We start from the raw sequence: 15,697 nt of genomic DNA, 5'->3' as shown, positions 1-15,697 counted from the left end.
TGGCCTATTTCCTCAAAAGGGCTGGTTTGCCAGCTCTTGGCTTGCACTATCTGAAAACTCATAAATGTTGTCAATTGAAAAACCGATTATTGCGGCGAGGGTGATTTTGAATTGATCTAAAATACTGAAAATACTCAAAGACTTGTGATCTGACTGACGTGTTTGAGGTAAAACGTTAGAATACAAACTTGACAACATGTGTTTGTGCGTTGAGTTTGATGGTCGATTTTATACCTTGGGAGGGGACATGCTGCCGACCGAAATAGCAGTCCGGATGGATGGGGTTTTGCAGGAAGGTGAGAATGGCGCGTTTGAAGCGCTTCTGCCTTCGCCAATGGTGCAGAACCATGCAGCGTTTCTCGCGACTTTAGATGATGGTTCCCTTGCCTGCCTTTGGTTCGGCGGCACGTTGGAAGGCAAGTCTGACATTTCGATTTTTAGCGCGGTGTTGGCGCTAGGAGACACGACTTGGGGGGCTTATTCGCAGCTGAGCAATGACCCCGACCGGTCTGAGCAAAACCCGGTTTTGTGGAAGAATGGCCATGGCGTGTGGCAGCTTTTGCACACGGCGCAGCCCGCCGGTAATCAGGACGAATGTCTGCTGCGGGCGCGAGAAATTGCGTTTGATGGAGTGGCCCTAAGTGGCGCGGAGCCACGCGTGATTGGTCTGCCACTGGGGTGCTTCATTCGGGGACGATTTGTACGCCGCAAGGATGGCGCTTGGATGATGCCGATTTTCCGTTGCGTGTCGCGGCCGGGGCAGCGCTGGAACGGCAGCCATGATACGGCAGCAGTCGGCATTAGCCACGATGAAGGGGCAAACTGGACGCTGCATGATGTGCCGGGATCAATCGGCTCGGTGCATATGACCATTGTGCCGCTCGATGGCGAGCACATGGTAGCCTTTTATCGCCGTCGCCAATCGGACTTTGTGCATCGTTCGGAAAGTCTGGATGGCGGCATGACCTGGTCTGCGCCAGAGCCGACCGATGTGCCGAACAATAACTCGTCCATCAACGTTATTCGACTTGCGGACGGACGCTTGGCGATGGTGTGTAATCCCACCTCGGCTGCGACCTCGGATGATCGTCGGGTTTCACTCTATGACGAAATCGAAGCGGGTGACGATCGGCCAGACGCGAGTGGGGGATGTAACCCCATCTGGGGCGTTCCTCGTGCGCCGCTGACCCTTTGCATTTCCGATGACACCGGCCTGACCTGGCCACTGCGTCGGGTTGTCGACAGCAGTTCAGGCGCTTGCCTTTCGAATAACTCGGAAGATGGGCGCAATCAGGAGCTGTCCTATCCCTACATTCTGGAAGGCGCGGCTGGCGAATTGCATGTCGCTTACACCTACTTCCGGCGTGCGATCAAATACGTCCGTCTCCCCGTGGGATGGATCGACGGAGGTAAGTCGTGAGCCAAATCCTCGGCATCACCATGGGCGACCCGGCTGGCGTCGGCCCTGAAATCGCAGTCAAAGCGGTGGCGGAAATGGGCGCCAACGAACGTGCGCTCACCCGTATTTACGGCAATCGCGCCATTCTGGAAAAAGCCTGTGCCGTGACCGGGGTCTCGATTGATCTCGATGCGGTTGTGGTCAATCTCGACATCGAAGGCCCAGAGTTGGAATGGGGCAAGCTCGACCCGCGCTGTGGCGATGCTGCTTTCCGCTTTATCGAAAAGGCCGTGCGTGATGCGCAAGCTGGCGAGATCGGCTGCATTGTTACCGCGCCGATCAACAAGGAAGCTCTGAATCTCGCAGGGCATCACTATGACGGCCACACCGGTATGCTGGCCGCACTGACAGGGCAGAAGTCCGCCTTCATGCTCCTTGCATCTGACCGCCTCAAAGTGATCCATGTCTCGACCCACGTATCGCTGAAAACGGCGATTGATCGGGCGACGCCAGAACGCATTCTGGCGACCATTCGCGCAGGCAATGAGCACCTCAAGCGCATGGGCTACGAAAATCCGCGCATCGCTGTAGCCGGGATCAATCCCCATTGCGGGGAGTCGGGTCTATTCGGCACTGAAGACGATGTGCAAGTGGTGCCTGCCGTGGCTATGGCTAAGGCGGAGGGCATCAATGTGCAGGGACCGATTTCGGCCGATACTGTCTATCACCGTGCCTATACAGGCGCGTTTGATCTAGTGATCGCGCAGTATCACGATCAGGGGCATATCCCGATCAAACTCGTGGCTTTCGACACCGCGGTGAACGTGTCGCTGGGGCTGCCTATTGATCGCACCTCGGTGGACCACGGCACTGCTTTCGACATTGCCGGCACCGGCAAAGCCAACCACGTCAACATGAAGTCTGCGATTGCCTATGCGTGTCGCCTTGTTTCAGGAAAATCAGCATGAACCCCGCCACTGCACTTCCCGTTTCGGGTGTTTTTTGCGCTGCGGCAACGCCGGTTTTACAAGACGGTGCTCCCGACCAGTCGGCATTCAATATCCACGCCCAAGCACTCATTGAAGAGGGCTGCGATGGGGTGGCGCTGCTTGGCACGACTGGTGAAGCCAACTCGTTCAGCCTTACTCAACGGATGGCCCTGCTCGAAGGCGTTACCGCCTCTGGGGTCGATGCCGAGCGCTTGCTGCCCGGCACGTCGCAGACCAATGTCGCCGACAGCGTGACGCTCGTGCGCCATGCGGTCGATGCGGGCGTAAAGGCCTGTGTGGTGTTGCCACCGTTTTACTACAAGGGCGTCAGCGACGAAGGTCTGTTCCGCTTTTATGCCGAGGTAATCGAAGGCGTTGGGAGCGATGATCTGCGGATCATTCTCTATCATATCCCTCCCATCGCGCAGATCGGTATTTCGCTTGAGTTGACGGCGCGGCTACGGGAGGCCTTCCCTGGCATAATCGTCGGCGTCAAGGACAGCTCCGGCAAGCTCGAAAGCATGCAGGCTTTCACCGGTGCTTTTGACAATTTCTCAGTGCTGGCGGGTGCGGATCCATTCATGTTGCCGCTGCTGCGTTCAGGCGGTGCGGGATGCATCACCTCCAGTTCGAACCTGATTGGCGCGCATTTGCGCGTGGTATTCGACAATTGGTTCGACACTGCACAGGCAGACAAAGTTGAGGCGGCGCAGGCCCGGATTAATGCATGGCGCGACCTCTCGAACGCCTATGTGCAGTTGCCGACGATCAAGGCCATGTTGGCTCGGCGCCGCAACCATGCCGGTTGGACGCGTGTACGTCCGCCGCTGGTGGAGCTGACCGAAGCGGAGATCGCAACCGTCTGGGCGCAAATGGATCGTCTGGAGGCGGAAGACAATGGCTGAGTTCGCTTTATCTTTATCGCGCGCCATTACGCTGGTGCAACCGGCACGACTGGAAATTGGCGCGGGCACGGCGTCTCGTCTCGCTGAATGGGCGATGGGGTACAACCGCATCCTCGTCGTCGCCATGGGCCCAACTGTGGCATTCGTCGAACGCCTCGGCCTTAAGGGTGAAGTGAGCGTTTACACCGATCTTCCGCCCGAGCCAGATTTGCCAGCAGTGAATGCTGCCCTCGTAGCTGCTCGTACATTCAAGCCTGACCTCGTGGTCGGGCTTGGTGGTGGTTCGGTGATGGACGTAGCCAAGCTCTTGGCGGCGCTGTGGGATAAGGACTTATCTATCCCCGATGTCGTCGGAGCAGGCAAAATTCCAGGTCGCTCGACGGCATTGGCGCAGATCCCCACCACATCTGGGACGGGGTCGGAAGCAGGCATTCGCGCCCTTGTGACCAATCCGGATACGCTGGCTAAGATGGCTGTCGAAAGCACGCATATGCTTGCCGACATTGCAATTCTTGATCCGGAACTGACGTATTCGGTGCCACCCGCCGTCACGGCGGCGACTGGCGTTGACGCAATGGCGCACTGTGTCGAGGCTTTCACCAATATCAGGGCTCATCCGTTGATCGACGGCTATGCGCGCCTTGGCATCGAACTGGTCGGGCGCTATCTGAAGCGTGCCGTTGCCGATGGCAGCGATACCGAAGCGCGTGCCGGGATGATGCTGGCCTCTTACTATGGCGGCATTTGCCTTGGCCCGGTGAACACCGCTGGTGGCCACGCACTGGCCTATCCTCTAGGAACGCGCCTCAAGTTGCCGCATGGCTTGGCCAATGCGATCATCTTCCCGCATGTGTTGGCCTACAACGCCAACGTATGCCCTGAGAAGACCCAAGAAATCGCCGATGCCCTGGGGTTCGACGCAAGCAGTGAGGCGACACTGTTACAGTCGAGCTTAGCCTACTGTCGTGAGCTGGGCGTAGAGATGTCACTAGGAGCCCACGGCGCTAGTGCCAATGAACTTGCTTTGTGGGCTGAAGAGGCTTTCGCCATCAAACGGCTGATCGAAAACAACCCCCGCACTTTCAGCCTTAGCGACATCGAAGCGATCTATCGCTCCGCACTGTGAAGAAACGCATCCTCCCACCATCAACGACGACCAGATAGGTGGGAGGTCGTTCGCTTTACTCGAAACACCTAAGCGTTTTCGAGAGTGCGATGAGGCAAGCGCGCCTCGCAGCTTGTCGGGACCGCCCGGTGCGCATTGGCAGTTTTTGAAATAGGGAACTCGTCCGCAACGTGGTCAGCAGACTATCTCTTGCGGAGTGCGATTTAACGGACATGCTCTCGTGCGCACTGGGTCCGATGCGTGTGAGGCGGTGTGCTGTCCTAGCGGGAAATTCACATTGCCTGCAATGAATGTCTGTTCATAGGCATTCTCCGAGCGCTGCATACTGACAGATGTGGGGGGGTATGCAGTCGGTCTGGAGTCCAAGCCATTTCTGTTACCCAGTAGACTATTTGCGCAATCGGATAGCAGGCATTCCGCTCGTAGTTGAGCCTAGCGGACCTGACTGAATTGATCTCGAAAGGATGTAAATCTTACAGCAGTGTATTTTGCTAGAGTACTGCCGCGGTGAGGCAGCACATTGCATTGGCACTGTCGTACCGATCTCTGCAGTGATGTATGGTCACAGAGCAAGAAGGCGCTTGGCTGGTGACGTTAGCCCCATAGCTTATCCAGCCGAGAACAGAGTCCTTTGGTTAGATGAGCCTTTTAGGTTCGATCATGCGATAGGAGCGGGCCTGAGGCTCTCATTTGCTCGGCGCTCCATCCCATTGCATGTTGGGAGCGATGAGTTTGGCGTAGATGACCGGCGGAAAATTTTCAAGGCTGCCGCGTGGCCTGACCGTATTGTAGTCCTCCTGCCAAGCCGTTAGATTGAAAAGGGCGTGGGCCAGTGAGGTGAATAGCGTCCCCTTGAGCCGTTCGTCCCTCAAGTTGACATAGAAGCACTCCACGAGCGCGTTCTGGGTGGCTTTGCGGGAGCTGTGTAGTGCAACTCTCGAACCGCCCGAGGCCCGGACAGTGACGTATCGGCGATCAAGCGACGAGAGTTCCGGGTATGGTCATCGACGGTGCGCAAGATTTGGAAGCGCCTACCATCGGTTAGCGCATCGCTGACAAAATTGAGGGAGCAATGCTGGTTCGGACCTGACTGCATGACCATTGGAGCCAGCATCGTCATTGATCTGGCGCCTGTCGCGCACCAGATCTGTTTTCGCTTTTGATTTCAGTGCCGGGTTTTGAAAACGCTGCTAAAAACGCATTTGACTACTTAGGCCTGTGGGGGTCGGGGCGGCAGACCTAGAGTCACGACGGATCGTGATTGCTGAGGTCTTCTGCTGGCTGTGGCCGCCAATGGGGTTGGGGGCTTGCGAGAGTTTGGAGCAGAGACGGTTTTGCGCCATTTATCCGTTCAAGCAGGATGCGCGTTAGCTCTTGGCCAGCGCTGAAAACATCTTCGCGTAGGCTGTCCATATTCGGGAAAAAGGCAGGCAAAATGCCCGATGTTTGCTTATAGACGACGTTGAAATCGCGGCCCATCACAGCGTCGGCTTCCTGCATTCCACCGACGAGCGGAACGGCGTTGTGGTTGGCGGGTTGGACTTGAGGCGAGACTTTTCCGGTCTCGCCTCCATCACAATCAACCTGTATCTGCTACGTTCGCTAACTGCGCTAGACCGGCGTTTTGCCCGTTACCTTACGGCGGGTTCTACTCCAGGCTCGAAAAAATGCATTAGCGACCGACGAATTTGGCTTGGCGTTTTTCGACGAAGGCGCGTTGTGCTTCCTTGGCGTCGTCGGTTTTGGAGAGGCCAACAGTTAAGGTTTGTTCGTAGCGATAAGCATCGCGAACGGGCATTTCCTTGACGTTGATAAAGCCTTGTTTCGCCGCTTGAATGGCCAGTGGGCTTTTAGAGGCGATTTCGCGCGCGTAGATTATTGCCTCATCGAGCAACTGCTCATTGGGCACGACCGCTTCGGCGATTCCGAGGCGATAAAGCTCGGAAGCCGGATAAGTGCGGCCGGTGAGATACATCGCACGGGCGCGCGAGCGACCGAAATGCTCCGTCATAAAGGCGGTGCCGCCCGCAAGGCCGACATTGACTTCAGGCATTTGGAAGCTTGCAGTTTCGGAGGCGATCATAATGTCCGCGCAGAGGGCGAGCACAAATCCCGCGCCAATCATTGGGCCATTGACGGCAGCGATGACGGGTTTGGGGCAATCGGACACAACATCGAAGAAATTGCGGACAATGCGGTTGTTGCGGGCGTAGTCGCCAGCGCCGGCAGTGATGCCAACCCGCTCTTTGATGTCCGCCCCGGCAGAGAAGATTTTGCCGGCACCTGTGAGAATGATGACGCGGACCTCTTCCATTTCGCCAAGGGTTTCAAAGATGGTGATCAGCTCTTCGCGCATTGGGCCGTTCTGGGCGTTGACCGGCGGGCGGGCGATGGTGACCGTGGCGATGAACTCAGCAATGGCGACGGTGTAGAAATTGTAGGTCATATTATTTCCCTGGCTGGGCGGAGGCAGCGGGTTTAGCGATGCGGTTGGCGCGGAAGGCGGAGGTTACGCTCCAGACCAGCAGGATGGTGCAGAGGATGACGACGACTTTGGTGATGCCGCTATCGAAGAAGGTGCCAAAACTGCCTTTTGAGAAGAGCATGGCGCGACGGAAATGTTCTTCCATCAAGGGGCCGAGAACGAAGCCGAGCAGTAGGGGGGCTGCGGGCAGGCTAAGGATGCGCAGTAGCCAACCCAAAGCCCCGAACAGCAACACAATGCCAATATCGAAAATGGAATTGCTGACGGTGTAGGTGCCGATAGCAACGAAGACGAGAATTGCTGGGTAGAGCAGGTGATAGGGGATCATCAACATCCGGACCCAGACACCGATCAGGGGGATGTTGAGGAAGACAAGGATAATGTTGCCAATCCAGAAGCTCATGATAAGACCCCAGAATACCTGAGGTTCATCATTGATGAGGCCGGGTCCGGGCTGGATGCCATGGATCATCAGAACGCCGAGCATAAGGGCCATGGAGGCACTGCCAGGCACGCCGAGCGCCAACGTGGGGATGAAAGAGGTCATTTCGGCAGAATTGTCGGCCGCTTCCGGCGACATGATCCCTTCGACAGCGCCTTTGCCGAAGCGTTCTGGGGTTTTAGAGACACGTTTTTCCAACGCGTACGATAGGAACGAAGCAACCGATGGGCCGGTGCCGGGCAGGGTGCCGAAGAAGGCGCCCACGGAGGAGCCGCGTAACATGGGGAACCACGAACGCCGCAGATCATCCCGCGTGGGCCTCATCGCTTTGAAGCTGGCGGAGGATTTGTCGATGTCGCCAGTCTTGATGCGACCAATGCTGGCGATGACTTCGGCAATGCCGAATAGACCCATTGCCAAGGGAACAAGGCCAATACCATCATAGAGTTCGAGCATGCCGAAGGTATAAAGCGGCGTGCCTGTATAAACGTCTGCGCCTACCGTGCCAAAGATCATGCCTACGATCACCATAGCCAGCCCCTTGAGTGCCGAGCCTTCAGTTATGGCGGAGGCGGCAATGAGACCGAGCGCCATAAGAGTAAAATACTCTGCTGGACCAAAGGCTAGCGCCCATTTGGCGATGATCGGCGAGAAACCCATGAGCAGGACAATGCCAACAGTCCCACCAACAAATGAAGCCATTGTGGTGAGCAGAAGCGCGACGCCTGCGCGCCCTTGGCGGGCCATTGGGTAGCCATCAAGGCAGGTGACGGCATTGGCGGGGGTGCCAGGAATATTGAGCAGGATGGAGGCGGTTCTGCCGCCATAGCCAGTGCCATACCAAATTCCCGCCAACATAATCAGCGCGGTTTCCGGCGACATGTAGAAGGAGAGCGGGAAGAGCATAGCCATGGAGGCCATTGTTCCAACGCCCGGGATGACACCAACGATCATGCCGATAACGACGCCGAGGGCGCAATAAAACAGATTGGTGGCAGAGAGCGCAGTAGAGAGCCCCAAGCCGATGTTGGCGATCAAATCCATTAGAATGGCCACTTCAACATGGTGAGCGGGAGACTCAGTGCCTGCTTAAACAGCAGCCAGACGAATGCTGACAGAAGTGCAGCGATAAGGGCCGGGGTGGTACGATAGTCGCGACCGGGCTCAGCTAGAACGGCAGTGTACGTCAGGGCGAAAATAGCGGGGATTGCGCCAAAGTTTGGCAGGACCAATGCAAAAGCAATGAGGCTGGCGAGAACAAAAATACCCGCACGAAACGTATTGGGAGTCGCGTTTTCGTGGGACGGCCCGGCCTCAGTGGAGACACTTGGGACAGTTGGTTGTAATCTCATACCGCGCATGGCGGGAACAGCTAAGAACACACCAATGACGGCCAGGATTGTACCGAGGCCAACAGGAAATAGGCCAGGACCGACACGACGTAAGGTGCCTAAGTCATAATTGAAATAGGCCCAACCAGCATAGGTGAGCCCGGAGCCCATGAACAGCGCCGCTGTTACGAGCTCGCGTTGTATCTCGCGCACGCAATCCTCCTGTGGCACTGTCTTTAGCGCCGAATTTTTGCGTAGTTGTCAGCCTTGGTGCGGCGATTGGGCAATGACTGAGCTTAAGAAGGAGCTGTTCGTATTATGAAAAGTTGCGTGCTGCGAAGTTGAGTTAGTCCTTGTTCATCCGGTCGTTTCGACCTGTGAGGAGGACAGATTTGATGTTTAATGCGCTAAAGGTTTTGACCCTTGCGACGGTGTTTGTGTTGCCGAGCGCTGCTTATGCGCAGTTTCCGGAGCGCCCGCTAAAACTGATTGTGCCGTTTGCGGCCGGTGGTGGTTCCGACACTGTTGCGCGTATTTATGCGCCTGAATTGGCGAAGGCGCTGGGGCAGAATGTAGTGATCGAAAACATCGCTGGGGCAGGTGGTTCGGTGGGCGCTGCCGCCGGAGCGACTGCGACGCCAGATGGGTATACGCTTTTGATGGCAACGCCATCGACCCAGATTACCGGGCCACTGCTGCAGTCGAACCTGCCATACGATCCGGATACCGCTTTCCAGGTTCTTGGTACCATTTTTGACTCGCCGAACCTACTGGTGGTGCCTGCGGATTCGCCATTCCAGTCGGTTGAAGATGTGGTCGCTGCTGCCAAGGCCGCGCCGGGCGACATGACTTATGCCAGCCCCGGTGTTGGCTCGAGCGCTCATATGGCGTCGGAACTGTTCAAACTGATGAACGAGATCGACGTTGAACACATCCCTTATAAGGGCACGGGTGAATCGCTGCCTGACGTAATTGCCGGTCGCGTCGATTGGTCAATCGACTCGATGACGTCCATGCTCGCCTATGTGCGGACTGGGGAGCTGCGCGCTCTGGGCGTTTCTAGCCTTGCCGCTGACCCACTGGTCCCGGAAATCACGCCAATTGCCGATGCAGTACCGGGGTTCTCGGCTACGGCGGTGAACTATTTCGTTGTGCCGACAGCAACACCAACTGACGTTGTTGACCGTCTGCGCGAAGCCCATACCGCGGCTGTGAACTCACCAGAGTTGGAAAAGCGCCTCAACGATCTCGGCATCACACTGGTACGGATGGCGCCAGATGAACTCAATACCAAGATCACCACGGATCGCGCCAAGTGGGCGGATGTGATCGAGAAGGCCGATATTCCGGTGCAATAAGCCGGAAGTGGGAGCCTCTTCCGCTTCCCAGATCGAAGGCTCCCATTTGTTTTCCCCAGCGCGGCCGTGCCCACATCTTTGCAAAATTTATGAAGATGTTTGCAGGTTTTTGGGCGTTGAGGGTTCCCGTTAAGAGCCAATAGGTTCAGGGGAAATGTAACAAGACATTTCAAGAGGAGAAAAAATGTCTTTCCGTATTTCGGCGTGCGTAATGGCCGCGAGCCTAGTGCTGGCTGGTGGCGCAATGGCGCAGGATGCTGCGTCTTATCCGCAGCGCCCCGTTACTCTCGTTGTTCCTTACAATCCGGGTGGTTCAACCGATGCGGCAGCGCGTCTGGTTGGACAGTCGCTGAGCGAACAGCTCGGTCAGCCTTTTGTGGTTGAGAATAAGCCGGGCGCGTCGGGCGTGATCGGGACTGAATTTGTTGCGAAATCCGATCCGGATGCACAAACTGTTCTGTTCCATACTTCGGCGATTGGCATTCACGCCGCGTTTAACCAAAACCTACCGTATAACACGACAGATGATCTGCGTGCGGTGTCGATTGTGGCCGGTGGGCCATTCGTGCTGGTGGTGAACCCAAGCTTGCCCGTGAACTCGGTTGAAGAACTGGTTGAATATGCCAAGGCCAATCCGGGCGTGTTGAACATGGGTTCGGCTGGTCTGGGCGGCTCTGGCCATCTGATCGGCGAACGCTTCCAAGAGGCCACTGGAACGGAAATGGTCCACATTCCATACGCTGGTGGTGGCCCATCGCAAGTTGGCCTGATGGCCAATGAAGTGCAGCTGGTGTTCGATACCCTGACCGCCACCTCGTTGATCAAGGAAGGCAAGCTAAAGGCATTGGCAGTCACGTCGCCCGAGCGTTGGGCTGATTTGCCTGATGTGCCGACCATTGCCGAGGCGGGTTATCCCGACAGTACCGTGACTATTTGGGTTGGTGCATTTGTGCCGAAGGCAACGCCGGATGATGTCGTTGAAAAGCTGAGCGGCGCGATTGCGTCGGCTGTGGCTGACCCAATCATCACCGAGCGTCTGTTCGCTGTTGGGATGACCCCTACTGGTTCGAGCCCCTATGACGCCGATGTCACCTTGGGTGCGGATATTGCCGACTGGCAGGCTTTGGCCGATACCGGTCTGAAGATCGACTAAACGCGTCATCTCCCGGCGAGGGTTTTGGTAAAACCCTCGCCCAACTGGCAGAAGATTATGTCCCCCACATTGCGAATTGTTCTTGGAGCGGTCCCTGCAGGGCCGTGGTCCATCGTTGCTGACTGTTTGAAACAGGCTGGCGCAGATATTCTGATTGCCACGGGCGATGGTGCGGCTCTGGATTTTCCCGACGGCTGGGTGCCGGACGCAGTAGTGCTGCTGCCGCAGGATTATTCCGTGGCACGCTTTGACCAGCTCGATTTGGATATCTGGTGTGCGCAGCAAGAGACAGAGACCGATCAGCGGTTTGCCCTGTCGCAGCGCGTTTTCCAGATGATGGCAAGTGCTGGTGGCGGGGCAATTGTTCACGTGGTGGATGCTAGGGCATTGCCCGGTGCTACGGGGCAAGGGGCCAGTATGATTGCCGCCTATGCTGCGGCAGGACTGTCGCGTGGCACAGCACTGGATATGCGGGAGCGTGTCGCCAGTAATGTCGTAGCGGTTTCGCCCAATCCAGCGGATATGGACGCTTTTGTGGCTTTCCTGAAACATCTCTGCGGCCCGGCGGGCAGAGCGATTTCCGGACAGATGGCGCTGATCGAAGCGGATCGTTTGCAGCTGTTTTGTCAGCCACGGCCGGTTCGGATCGGCCATAGCGATGGGCCTTGGTCGGAAGCGGCCCTGGCGGCGCAGGTCGCTGATTGGGCTGATGATTTGCCCCGCTTGGGGAATGGGAGGCAACAATGAGCACCTTGAACTCGACACTCGCCGGTAAAGTTGTTGTTGTGACCGGCGGTGGCGGCGGTATTGGCCGGGCCGTTTGCGAGCATATGGCCACGCAAGGGGCTCGGGTGATCGTCAATGATCTTGGGGTGACGCTGGCGGGCGATCAGGCCGGGGTCAACGCAGTCGATGTGGTGGTAGAGGCTATTCGTGCCAAGGGCGGGCAGGCCGTTGCCAACACGATGAGTGTTACTGACCGTACGAGCGGTCCGGCGATTGTCGAACAGGCTATGGATGAATTCGGCCAGTTAGACATCGTCATCAACAATGCCGGTATCATCCGGATGGCGCCTTTTGAAGAAATGACGCTCAGCAATTGGCAGGCCGTGTTTGCCACCAATCTGTTGGGTGCTGTCTATCTCAGCCACGCTGCTTCCCAGCAATTCGTCAAACAGGGGAGTGGGTCCTACGTGCATCTGACCTCGGCGAGTGGGCTGATCGGGAGCACGCAGCAAGTCAATTATGCTTCGGCCAAGCTTGGCATTGTTGGGCTATCCAGCGCTTTGGCACGTGACCTTGGGCCGCTGGGCATTCGCTCTAACTGCATCGCGCCATCGAGCACCAGCCGCATGACCGAGCTGACCGACAATGCGCGTAAGCATCTGTTGACGCCGGAAGCAGCGGAAAAACTGCGCCTCGCACGTCTGGCATCAATGCCAGAGAACATGGCTCCCGTTATCGGCTTTCTCGGAAGCGACGCTGCACATCAGCTCAACGGGCAAATTGTCGGTGCGCGTGGCAATGAGCTGTATCTTTACAGCCAGCCGCGAGCGGTCCGCGATGTGCGCAGTTCTGGTGGGTGGACCCAAGACTGGTTCGCGGAAAACTTGGCTCAGGTATGGGCCGCTTACCAAACCAAACTCGATGTCATCACTGACGTCTTTTCATGGGCACCCGCCTAGGGTGCTGCTCTTCCAACACCTTAAACCCAACAGAGGTTCAAATGGCTACCGGTCGTTATGTTACCGATCTGGACGTTGGCGATGTGCTCGGCCCAGTCGAATACACGCTGAGCTCCTTCGTGATCCGTGAATACTCGCACATCGTAGAAATGCACCATGAGTGCTTTCAGGGGGCCGATGGGCTGATCATGCCGCCGACGCTTATCCATCTCGATAAGCTACGTCTTTACAATGCGGCGTGTCCGGCTGGGACCGGACCGACGGCCCGAATTCACTACGAGTATGATGCGGAGGTTTTTGCGCCGGCGCGTGTGGGCGACAAGCTCAGCGTTATTGGTCGCATCAAGGAGCGCTTTCTCAAGAAGGGCCGTGAGTATGTGCTGCTTGAGATGGAATTGAGCAATGTCGAAACCGGCGAGCTGCTGGTGCGCTATCGCGACCAAGTGATCCTCGCTTATGCCCAGAAGTCTGACGCCGCTGCTTAAGGATTATACCGATGTCGCTTTCTCTTGAAGCCGGTACTGAATTTCGTACTCGCCCTCGGGCCATGACACGTGAACGAATGCGCTGGTATGTTGATGGTCAGCCAACCATAGGCGCTGACGATGGTCGCGTGCATACTCAGCCACCAACGATCCATGATGATGATAATTATGCAAAGTCACAGGGTCTGCCTGGCATTATCGCCGATGGCATGATTTCGACTAACTGGATCCAAGGCCTGTTGGTCGATGTGTTCGGCCCGCAGTTTGCCTGCCGCAGCCGTCTGTCGACCAAGTACATCGCTCCTATTTATGAGAACGACACAGTGATTGCCTGCGCCAAGGTAAACACGGTTGTGGTCAATGCCGAGGGCAAGAACGTCTACACGCTCGACGTATGGTGCGAAAACGAAGTTGCCAAAAAGCTGACCGTGGGCACAGCTATGGTTGTCGCCGGGTAATGACTGTTCGGTGGTGCAGCGTTTGCCATGTCTAGCGTGAGCATTACCGAACGACAATTGGGGTGGGGCGGTGCGATAATGGTCGCGCTTGGCCCACTCTCTGTTGCAATATATACCCCTGCGCTGCCCAGCATTGTAGCCGGCTTTGAAGCGAGTGACGTTGCTGGCAAGCTAACTATTTCCATATTCTATGTCGGTTTGGCGTTGGGCCAGTTGGTCTGCGGACTACTCGCCGATGGTTTGGGGAGACGCAGTGTTGCCCTTGGTTTCTTCGGCCTCTATCTGATCGGCTCGATTGGGTGCTTACTTGCGCCCAGCATGGAGTGGCTAATTGGTTATCGGGCTGTGCAAGGGGCCGGGGCCGCGGCGGGACTGGTGATCTCCCGCGCCTTGGTGCGCGACTTGTTTACCGGACAAGCGTCATCCCGCATTCTCAACTTGATGGCGATCATTATTGCCGCGGGGCCAGCGTTTGCGCCTGCACTGGGAAGTGTTTTGCTGCTTTTCGGTGGGGCGCAATTGCCGTTCGTGACCATGGTCATCCATGGAGTGGTGGCTCTCGTGATCGCGGCGACGCTGATCCCAGAAACAGTGACGATTGACCTGTCGCGGATCAGGCCCGTAGCCATGGCCCAGTCGATGGGGGTCTTGGTACGAAGCAAGGAATTTATGTGGCCTGCGCTTTGCACAGCGGGCTGTGCCGGGGCGATCTATGGCCAGGCAAGCATACTGCCTTTCCTCCTGATCATTGAGATTGGCGTGTCTCCACAAGTGTTCGGCGTCGGTATGTTTTTGCAGTCCGGCGTGTACATGCTGGGTCGTTGTGCGCCCGGCAGCTGTTGAAACGGTTCCCGGCTGAAGTTCTGGTTCCCTGGGGCGCATGTACTGTGCTGGTCGCTGCCCTGACATTGATTTTGGGCACAGTCATTGTCCCACCCAACTTTTGGACGGTGATGTTACCTGTGGCGCTCGATGCTTTTGGCTACGCTCATGCCGCACCCGCGGTGATGACGGCGGCGTTTGCAACGCATCCTGAACGGGCCGGCGCAGCTTCAGCGCTCCATGGCTTTATGCAGATCGGCACCGGATTCTGCATCGGTCTGTTCGCAACAGTGTTTCCCTCGCCGGCTTTGGCTATGGGCGTGCTGATTGGGACCTCGATCCGCATCGGAAGCGTTTTCGGACTGCTTTGGGTGCGAAATCACGTAAATGAATTGTAGTCTAAATCTATTTATGAACAAGGAGATAGCAGGCTTGTCGAGTCTTGGAGAGGACTTTGCAAATGCTGAATAGATCGTGTGTGAGGATCGCCGGTTCCCTCAGATTTGTAGAAGTGCTGCAAACGGAGATGCGTCAGAACTGGCGCCAATAAGGCTCGCCGCAACTGGCGGGCAGTCTGGGAGGTGCGGCGTGAGCGCAAATACAGTGTCCCCTTGGTCCGATCGGATCGGTGGGCTGGTCATACTCACCATCGGCTTGGCCGTTGCGGCACAAGCACAGTCATACCCATTTGGCACTGTCGGCAAGATGGGGCCGGGGTTCTTTCCCGTTGTTGCCGGTTTCGTGCTCGCGTTTTTCGGCGGATTAATTGCTTGGAAAACGCCGGACTCTGGCCAGGCAAGAGATGAGGGATTGAAAAATCTCCGGCCTGCGGTTTTCATTTTTGCCGGACTGTTGGCCTGGGCCCTGCTACTTCGTCCCGCCGGGCTAGTGATTTCTACAGTGGTAATGGCACTGCTGTCGGCCTTTGCTTACCCGAAGCCCAATCCGAAACGCATCGCGATCACCGTGATTTTGTTGCCCATTATGGCCGTGGCGCTGTTCGTTTACGGGCTTGGCATGCCTTTGCGCGCGTTCCCCTGGTAGTCTGGGAGAGGACTC

General features: G+C 56.8%; 17 protein-coding genes. 13 read left to right on the top strand and 4 right to left on the bottom strand.

All coding sequences use genetic code 11. The features are described from left to right. Nucleotides 1-247 precede the first annotated feature (247 nt). Genes JHC09_RS08190 through JHC09_RS08175 form a run of 4 tightly spaced genes read left to right on the top strand, consistent with a single transcriptional unit; the run spans nucleotide 248 to nucleotide 4,419 of the window. Nucleotides 248-1,420, top strand: a complete 1,173-nt coding sequence (locus JHC09_RS08190) for an exo-alpha-sialidase (protein WP_199531539.1) — start codon at nucleotides 248-250, stop codon at nucleotides 1,418-1,420. Further along, entirely contained in the window at nucleotides 1,417-2,367 is a 951-nt protein-coding gene (pdxA, locus tag JHC09_RS08185; RefSeq protein WP_199531538.1) for a 4-hydroxythreonine-4-phosphate dehydrogenase PdxA, read from the top strand. The genes JHC09_RS08190 and pdxA overlap by 4 nt, the downstream gene beginning before the upstream one ends. Beyond that, nucleotides 2,364-3,293, top strand: a complete 930-nt coding sequence (locus JHC09_RS08180) for a dihydrodipicolinate synthase family protein (protein ID WP_199531537.1) — start codon at nucleotides 2,364-2,366, stop codon at nucleotides 3,291-3,293. Before pdxA ends, JHC09_RS08180 begins: the two co-directional genes overlap by 4 nt. Further along, complete coding sequence (locus tag JHC09_RS08175; RefSeq protein WP_199531536.1) at nucleotides 3,286-4,419, top strand: iron-containing alcohol dehydrogenase; 1,134 nt, start codon at nucleotides 3,286-3,288, stop codon at nucleotides 4,417-4,419. The genes JHC09_RS08180 and JHC09_RS08175 overlap by 8 nt, the downstream gene beginning before the upstream one ends. Before the next feature lie 1,245 nt (nucleotides 4,420-5,664). Here JHC09_RS08175 and JHC09_RS08165 read toward each other — a convergent pair. The 4 genes from JHC09_RS08165 to JHC09_RS08150 form a co-directional block, all read right to left on the bottom strand. Then, nucleotides 5,665-5,919, bottom strand: a complete 255-nt coding sequence (locus JHC09_RS08165; RefSeq protein WP_199531534.1) for a hypothetical protein — start codon at nucleotides 5,917-5,919, stop codon at nucleotides 5,665-5,667. Between the two features lie 172 nt (nucleotides 5,920-6,091). After that, on the bottom strand, nucleotides 6,092-6,865 hold the full coding sequence (locus JHC09_RS08160; protein ID WP_199531533.1) for an enoyl-CoA hydratase/isomerase family protein: 774 nt from the start codon (nucleotides 6,863-6,865) through the stop codon (nucleotides 6,092-6,094). 1 nt (nucleotide 6,866) lies between these two features. Continuing rightward, nucleotides 6,867-8,390, bottom strand: coding sequence for a tripartite tricarboxylate transporter permease (locus JHC09_RS08155; RefSeq protein ID WP_199531532.1), 1,524 nt, complete (start codon nucleotides 8,388-8,390; stop codon nucleotides 6,867-6,869). After that, on the bottom strand, nucleotides 8,390-8,890 hold the full coding sequence (locus JHC09_RS08150) for a tripartite tricarboxylate transporter TctB family protein (RefSeq protein ID WP_199531531.1): 501 nt from the start codon (nucleotides 8,888-8,890) through the stop codon (nucleotides 8,390-8,392). Before JHC09_RS08150 ends, JHC09_RS08155 begins: the two co-directional genes overlap by 1 nt. A gap of 182 nt (nucleotides 8,891-9,072) precedes the next feature. Between JHC09_RS08150 and JHC09_RS08145 the strand changes: the two genes are divergently transcribed. From JHC09_RS08145 to JHC09_RS08105, 9 genes are all read left to right on the top strand, one after another. After that, nucleotides 9,073-10,035, top strand: a complete 963-nt coding sequence (locus JHC09_RS08145; RefSeq protein ID WP_199531530.1) for a tripartite tricarboxylate transporter substrate-binding protein — start codon at nucleotides 9,073-9,075, stop codon at nucleotides 10,033-10,035. Between the two features lie 184 nt (nucleotides 10,036-10,219). After that, nucleotides 10,220-11,188 carry a tripartite tricarboxylate transporter substrate binding protein gene (locus JHC09_RS08140; protein ID WP_199531529.1) on the top strand — a complete coding sequence of 323 codons (969 nt, stop codon included), beginning with the start codon at nucleotides 10,220-10,222 and terminating at the stop codon, nucleotides 11,186-11,188. Nucleotides 11,189-11,245: 57 nt separating this feature from the next. Next, complete coding sequence (locus JHC09_RS08135) at nucleotides 11,246-11,935, top strand: hypothetical protein (RefSeq protein ID WP_199531528.1); 690 nt, start codon at nucleotides 11,246-11,248, stop codon at nucleotides 11,933-11,935. Next, nucleotides 11,932-12,873 carry an SDR family NAD(P)-dependent oxidoreductase gene (locus JHC09_RS08130; protein WP_199531527.1) on the top strand — a complete coding sequence of 314 codons (942 nt, stop codon included), beginning with the start codon at nucleotides 11,932-11,934 and terminating at the stop codon, nucleotides 12,871-12,873. The genes JHC09_RS08135 and JHC09_RS08130 overlap by 4 nt, the downstream gene beginning before the upstream one ends. A 41-nt stretch (nucleotides 12,874-12,914) precedes the next feature. After that, the gene (locus JHC09_RS08125; RefSeq protein ID WP_199531526.1) at nucleotides 12,915-13,358 is read left to right on the top strand and encodes a hypothetical protein; all 444 of its coding nucleotides are present in this window, start codon (nucleotides 12,915-12,917) and stop codon (nucleotides 13,356-13,358) included. Nucleotides 13,359-13,369: 11 nt separating this feature from the next. Beyond that, the gene (locus JHC09_RS08120) at nucleotides 13,370-13,816 is read left to right on the top strand and encodes a MaoC family dehydratase (protein ID WP_199531525.1); all 447 of its coding nucleotides are present in this window, start codon (nucleotides 13,370-13,372) and stop codon (nucleotides 13,814-13,816) included. Nucleotides 13,817-13,843: 27 nt separating this feature from the next. After that, nucleotides 13,844-14,659: an MFS transporter gene (locus tag JHC09_RS08115; protein ID WP_199531524.1), complete on the top strand. Its 816-nt coding sequence runs from the start codon at nucleotides 13,844-13,846 to the stop codon at nucleotides 14,657-14,659. Between the two features lie 44 nt (nucleotides 14,660-14,703). Further along, nucleotides 14,704-15,036, top strand: a complete 333-nt coding sequence (locus JHC09_RS08110) for a hypothetical protein (RefSeq protein ID WP_199531523.1) — start codon at nucleotides 14,704-14,706, stop codon at nucleotides 15,034-15,036. A 190-nt stretch (nucleotides 15,037-15,226) separates the two neighbouring features. Then, entirely contained in the window at nucleotides 15,227-15,682 is a 456-nt protein-coding gene (locus JHC09_RS08105) for a tripartite tricarboxylate transporter TctB family protein (protein WP_199531522.1), read from the top strand. The last annotated feature ends 15 nt before the right edge of the window (nucleotides 15,683-15,697 follow it).

Source organism: Devosia sp. MC532, assembly GCF_016461625.1.
Classification (GTDB): Bacteria; Pseudomonadota; Alphaproteobacteria; order Rhizobiales; family Devosiaceae; genus Devosia.
This window is presented reverse-complemented; position numbering and strand designations above follow the sequence as displayed.

Coding starts and splice junctions, on each gene's coding strand:
- JHC09_RS08130 (WP_199531527.1), top strand. CDS start 11,932: ATGAGCACCTTGAACTCGACACTCGCCGGTAAAGTTGTTGTTGTGACC.
- JHC09_RS08180 (WP_199531537.1), top strand. CDS start 2,364: ATGAACCCCGCCACTGCACTTCCCGTTTCGGGTGTTTTTTGCGCTGCG.
- JHC09_RS08135 (WP_199531528.1), top strand. CDS start 11,246: ATGTCCCCCACATTGCGAATTGTTCTTGGAGCGGTCCCTGCAGGGCCG.
- JHC09_RS08165 (WP_199531534.1), bottom strand. CDS start 5,919: ATGCAGGAAGCCGACGCTGTGATGGGCCGCGATTTCAACGTCGTCTAT.
- JHC09_RS08125 (WP_199531526.1), top strand. CDS start 12,915: ATGGCTACCGGTCGTTATGTTACCGATCTGGACGTTGGCGATGTGCTC.
- JHC09_RS08190 (WP_199531539.1), top strand. CDS start 248: ATGCTGCCGACCGAAATAGCAGTCCGGATGGATGGGGTTTTGCAGGAA.
- JHC09_RS08140 (WP_199531529.1), top strand. CDS start 10,220: ATGTCTTTCCGTATTTCGGCGTGCGTAATGGCCGCGAGCCTAGTGCTG.
- JHC09_RS08160 (WP_199531533.1), bottom strand. CDS start 6,865: ATGACCTACAATTTCTACACCGTCGCCATTGCTGAGTTCATCGCCACG.
- JHC09_RS08115 (WP_199531524.1), top strand. CDS start 13,844: ATGTCTAGCGTGAGCATTACCGAACGACAATTGGGGTGGGGCGGTGCG.
- JHC09_RS08155 (WP_199531532.1), bottom strand. CDS start 8,390: ATGGATTTGATCGCCAACATCGGCTTGGGGCTCTCTACTGCGCTCTCT.
- JHC09_RS08145 (WP_199531530.1), top strand. CDS start 9,073: ATGTTTAATGCGCTAAAGGTTTTGACCCTTGCGACGGTGTTTGTGTTG.
- JHC09_RS08120 (WP_199531525.1), top strand. CDS start 13,370: ATGTCGCTTTCTCTTGAAGCCGGTACTGAATTTCGTACTCGCCCTCGG.
- JHC09_RS08175 (WP_199531536.1), top strand. CDS start 3,286: ATGGCTGAGTTCGCTTTATCTTTATCGCGCGCCATTACGCTGGTGCAA.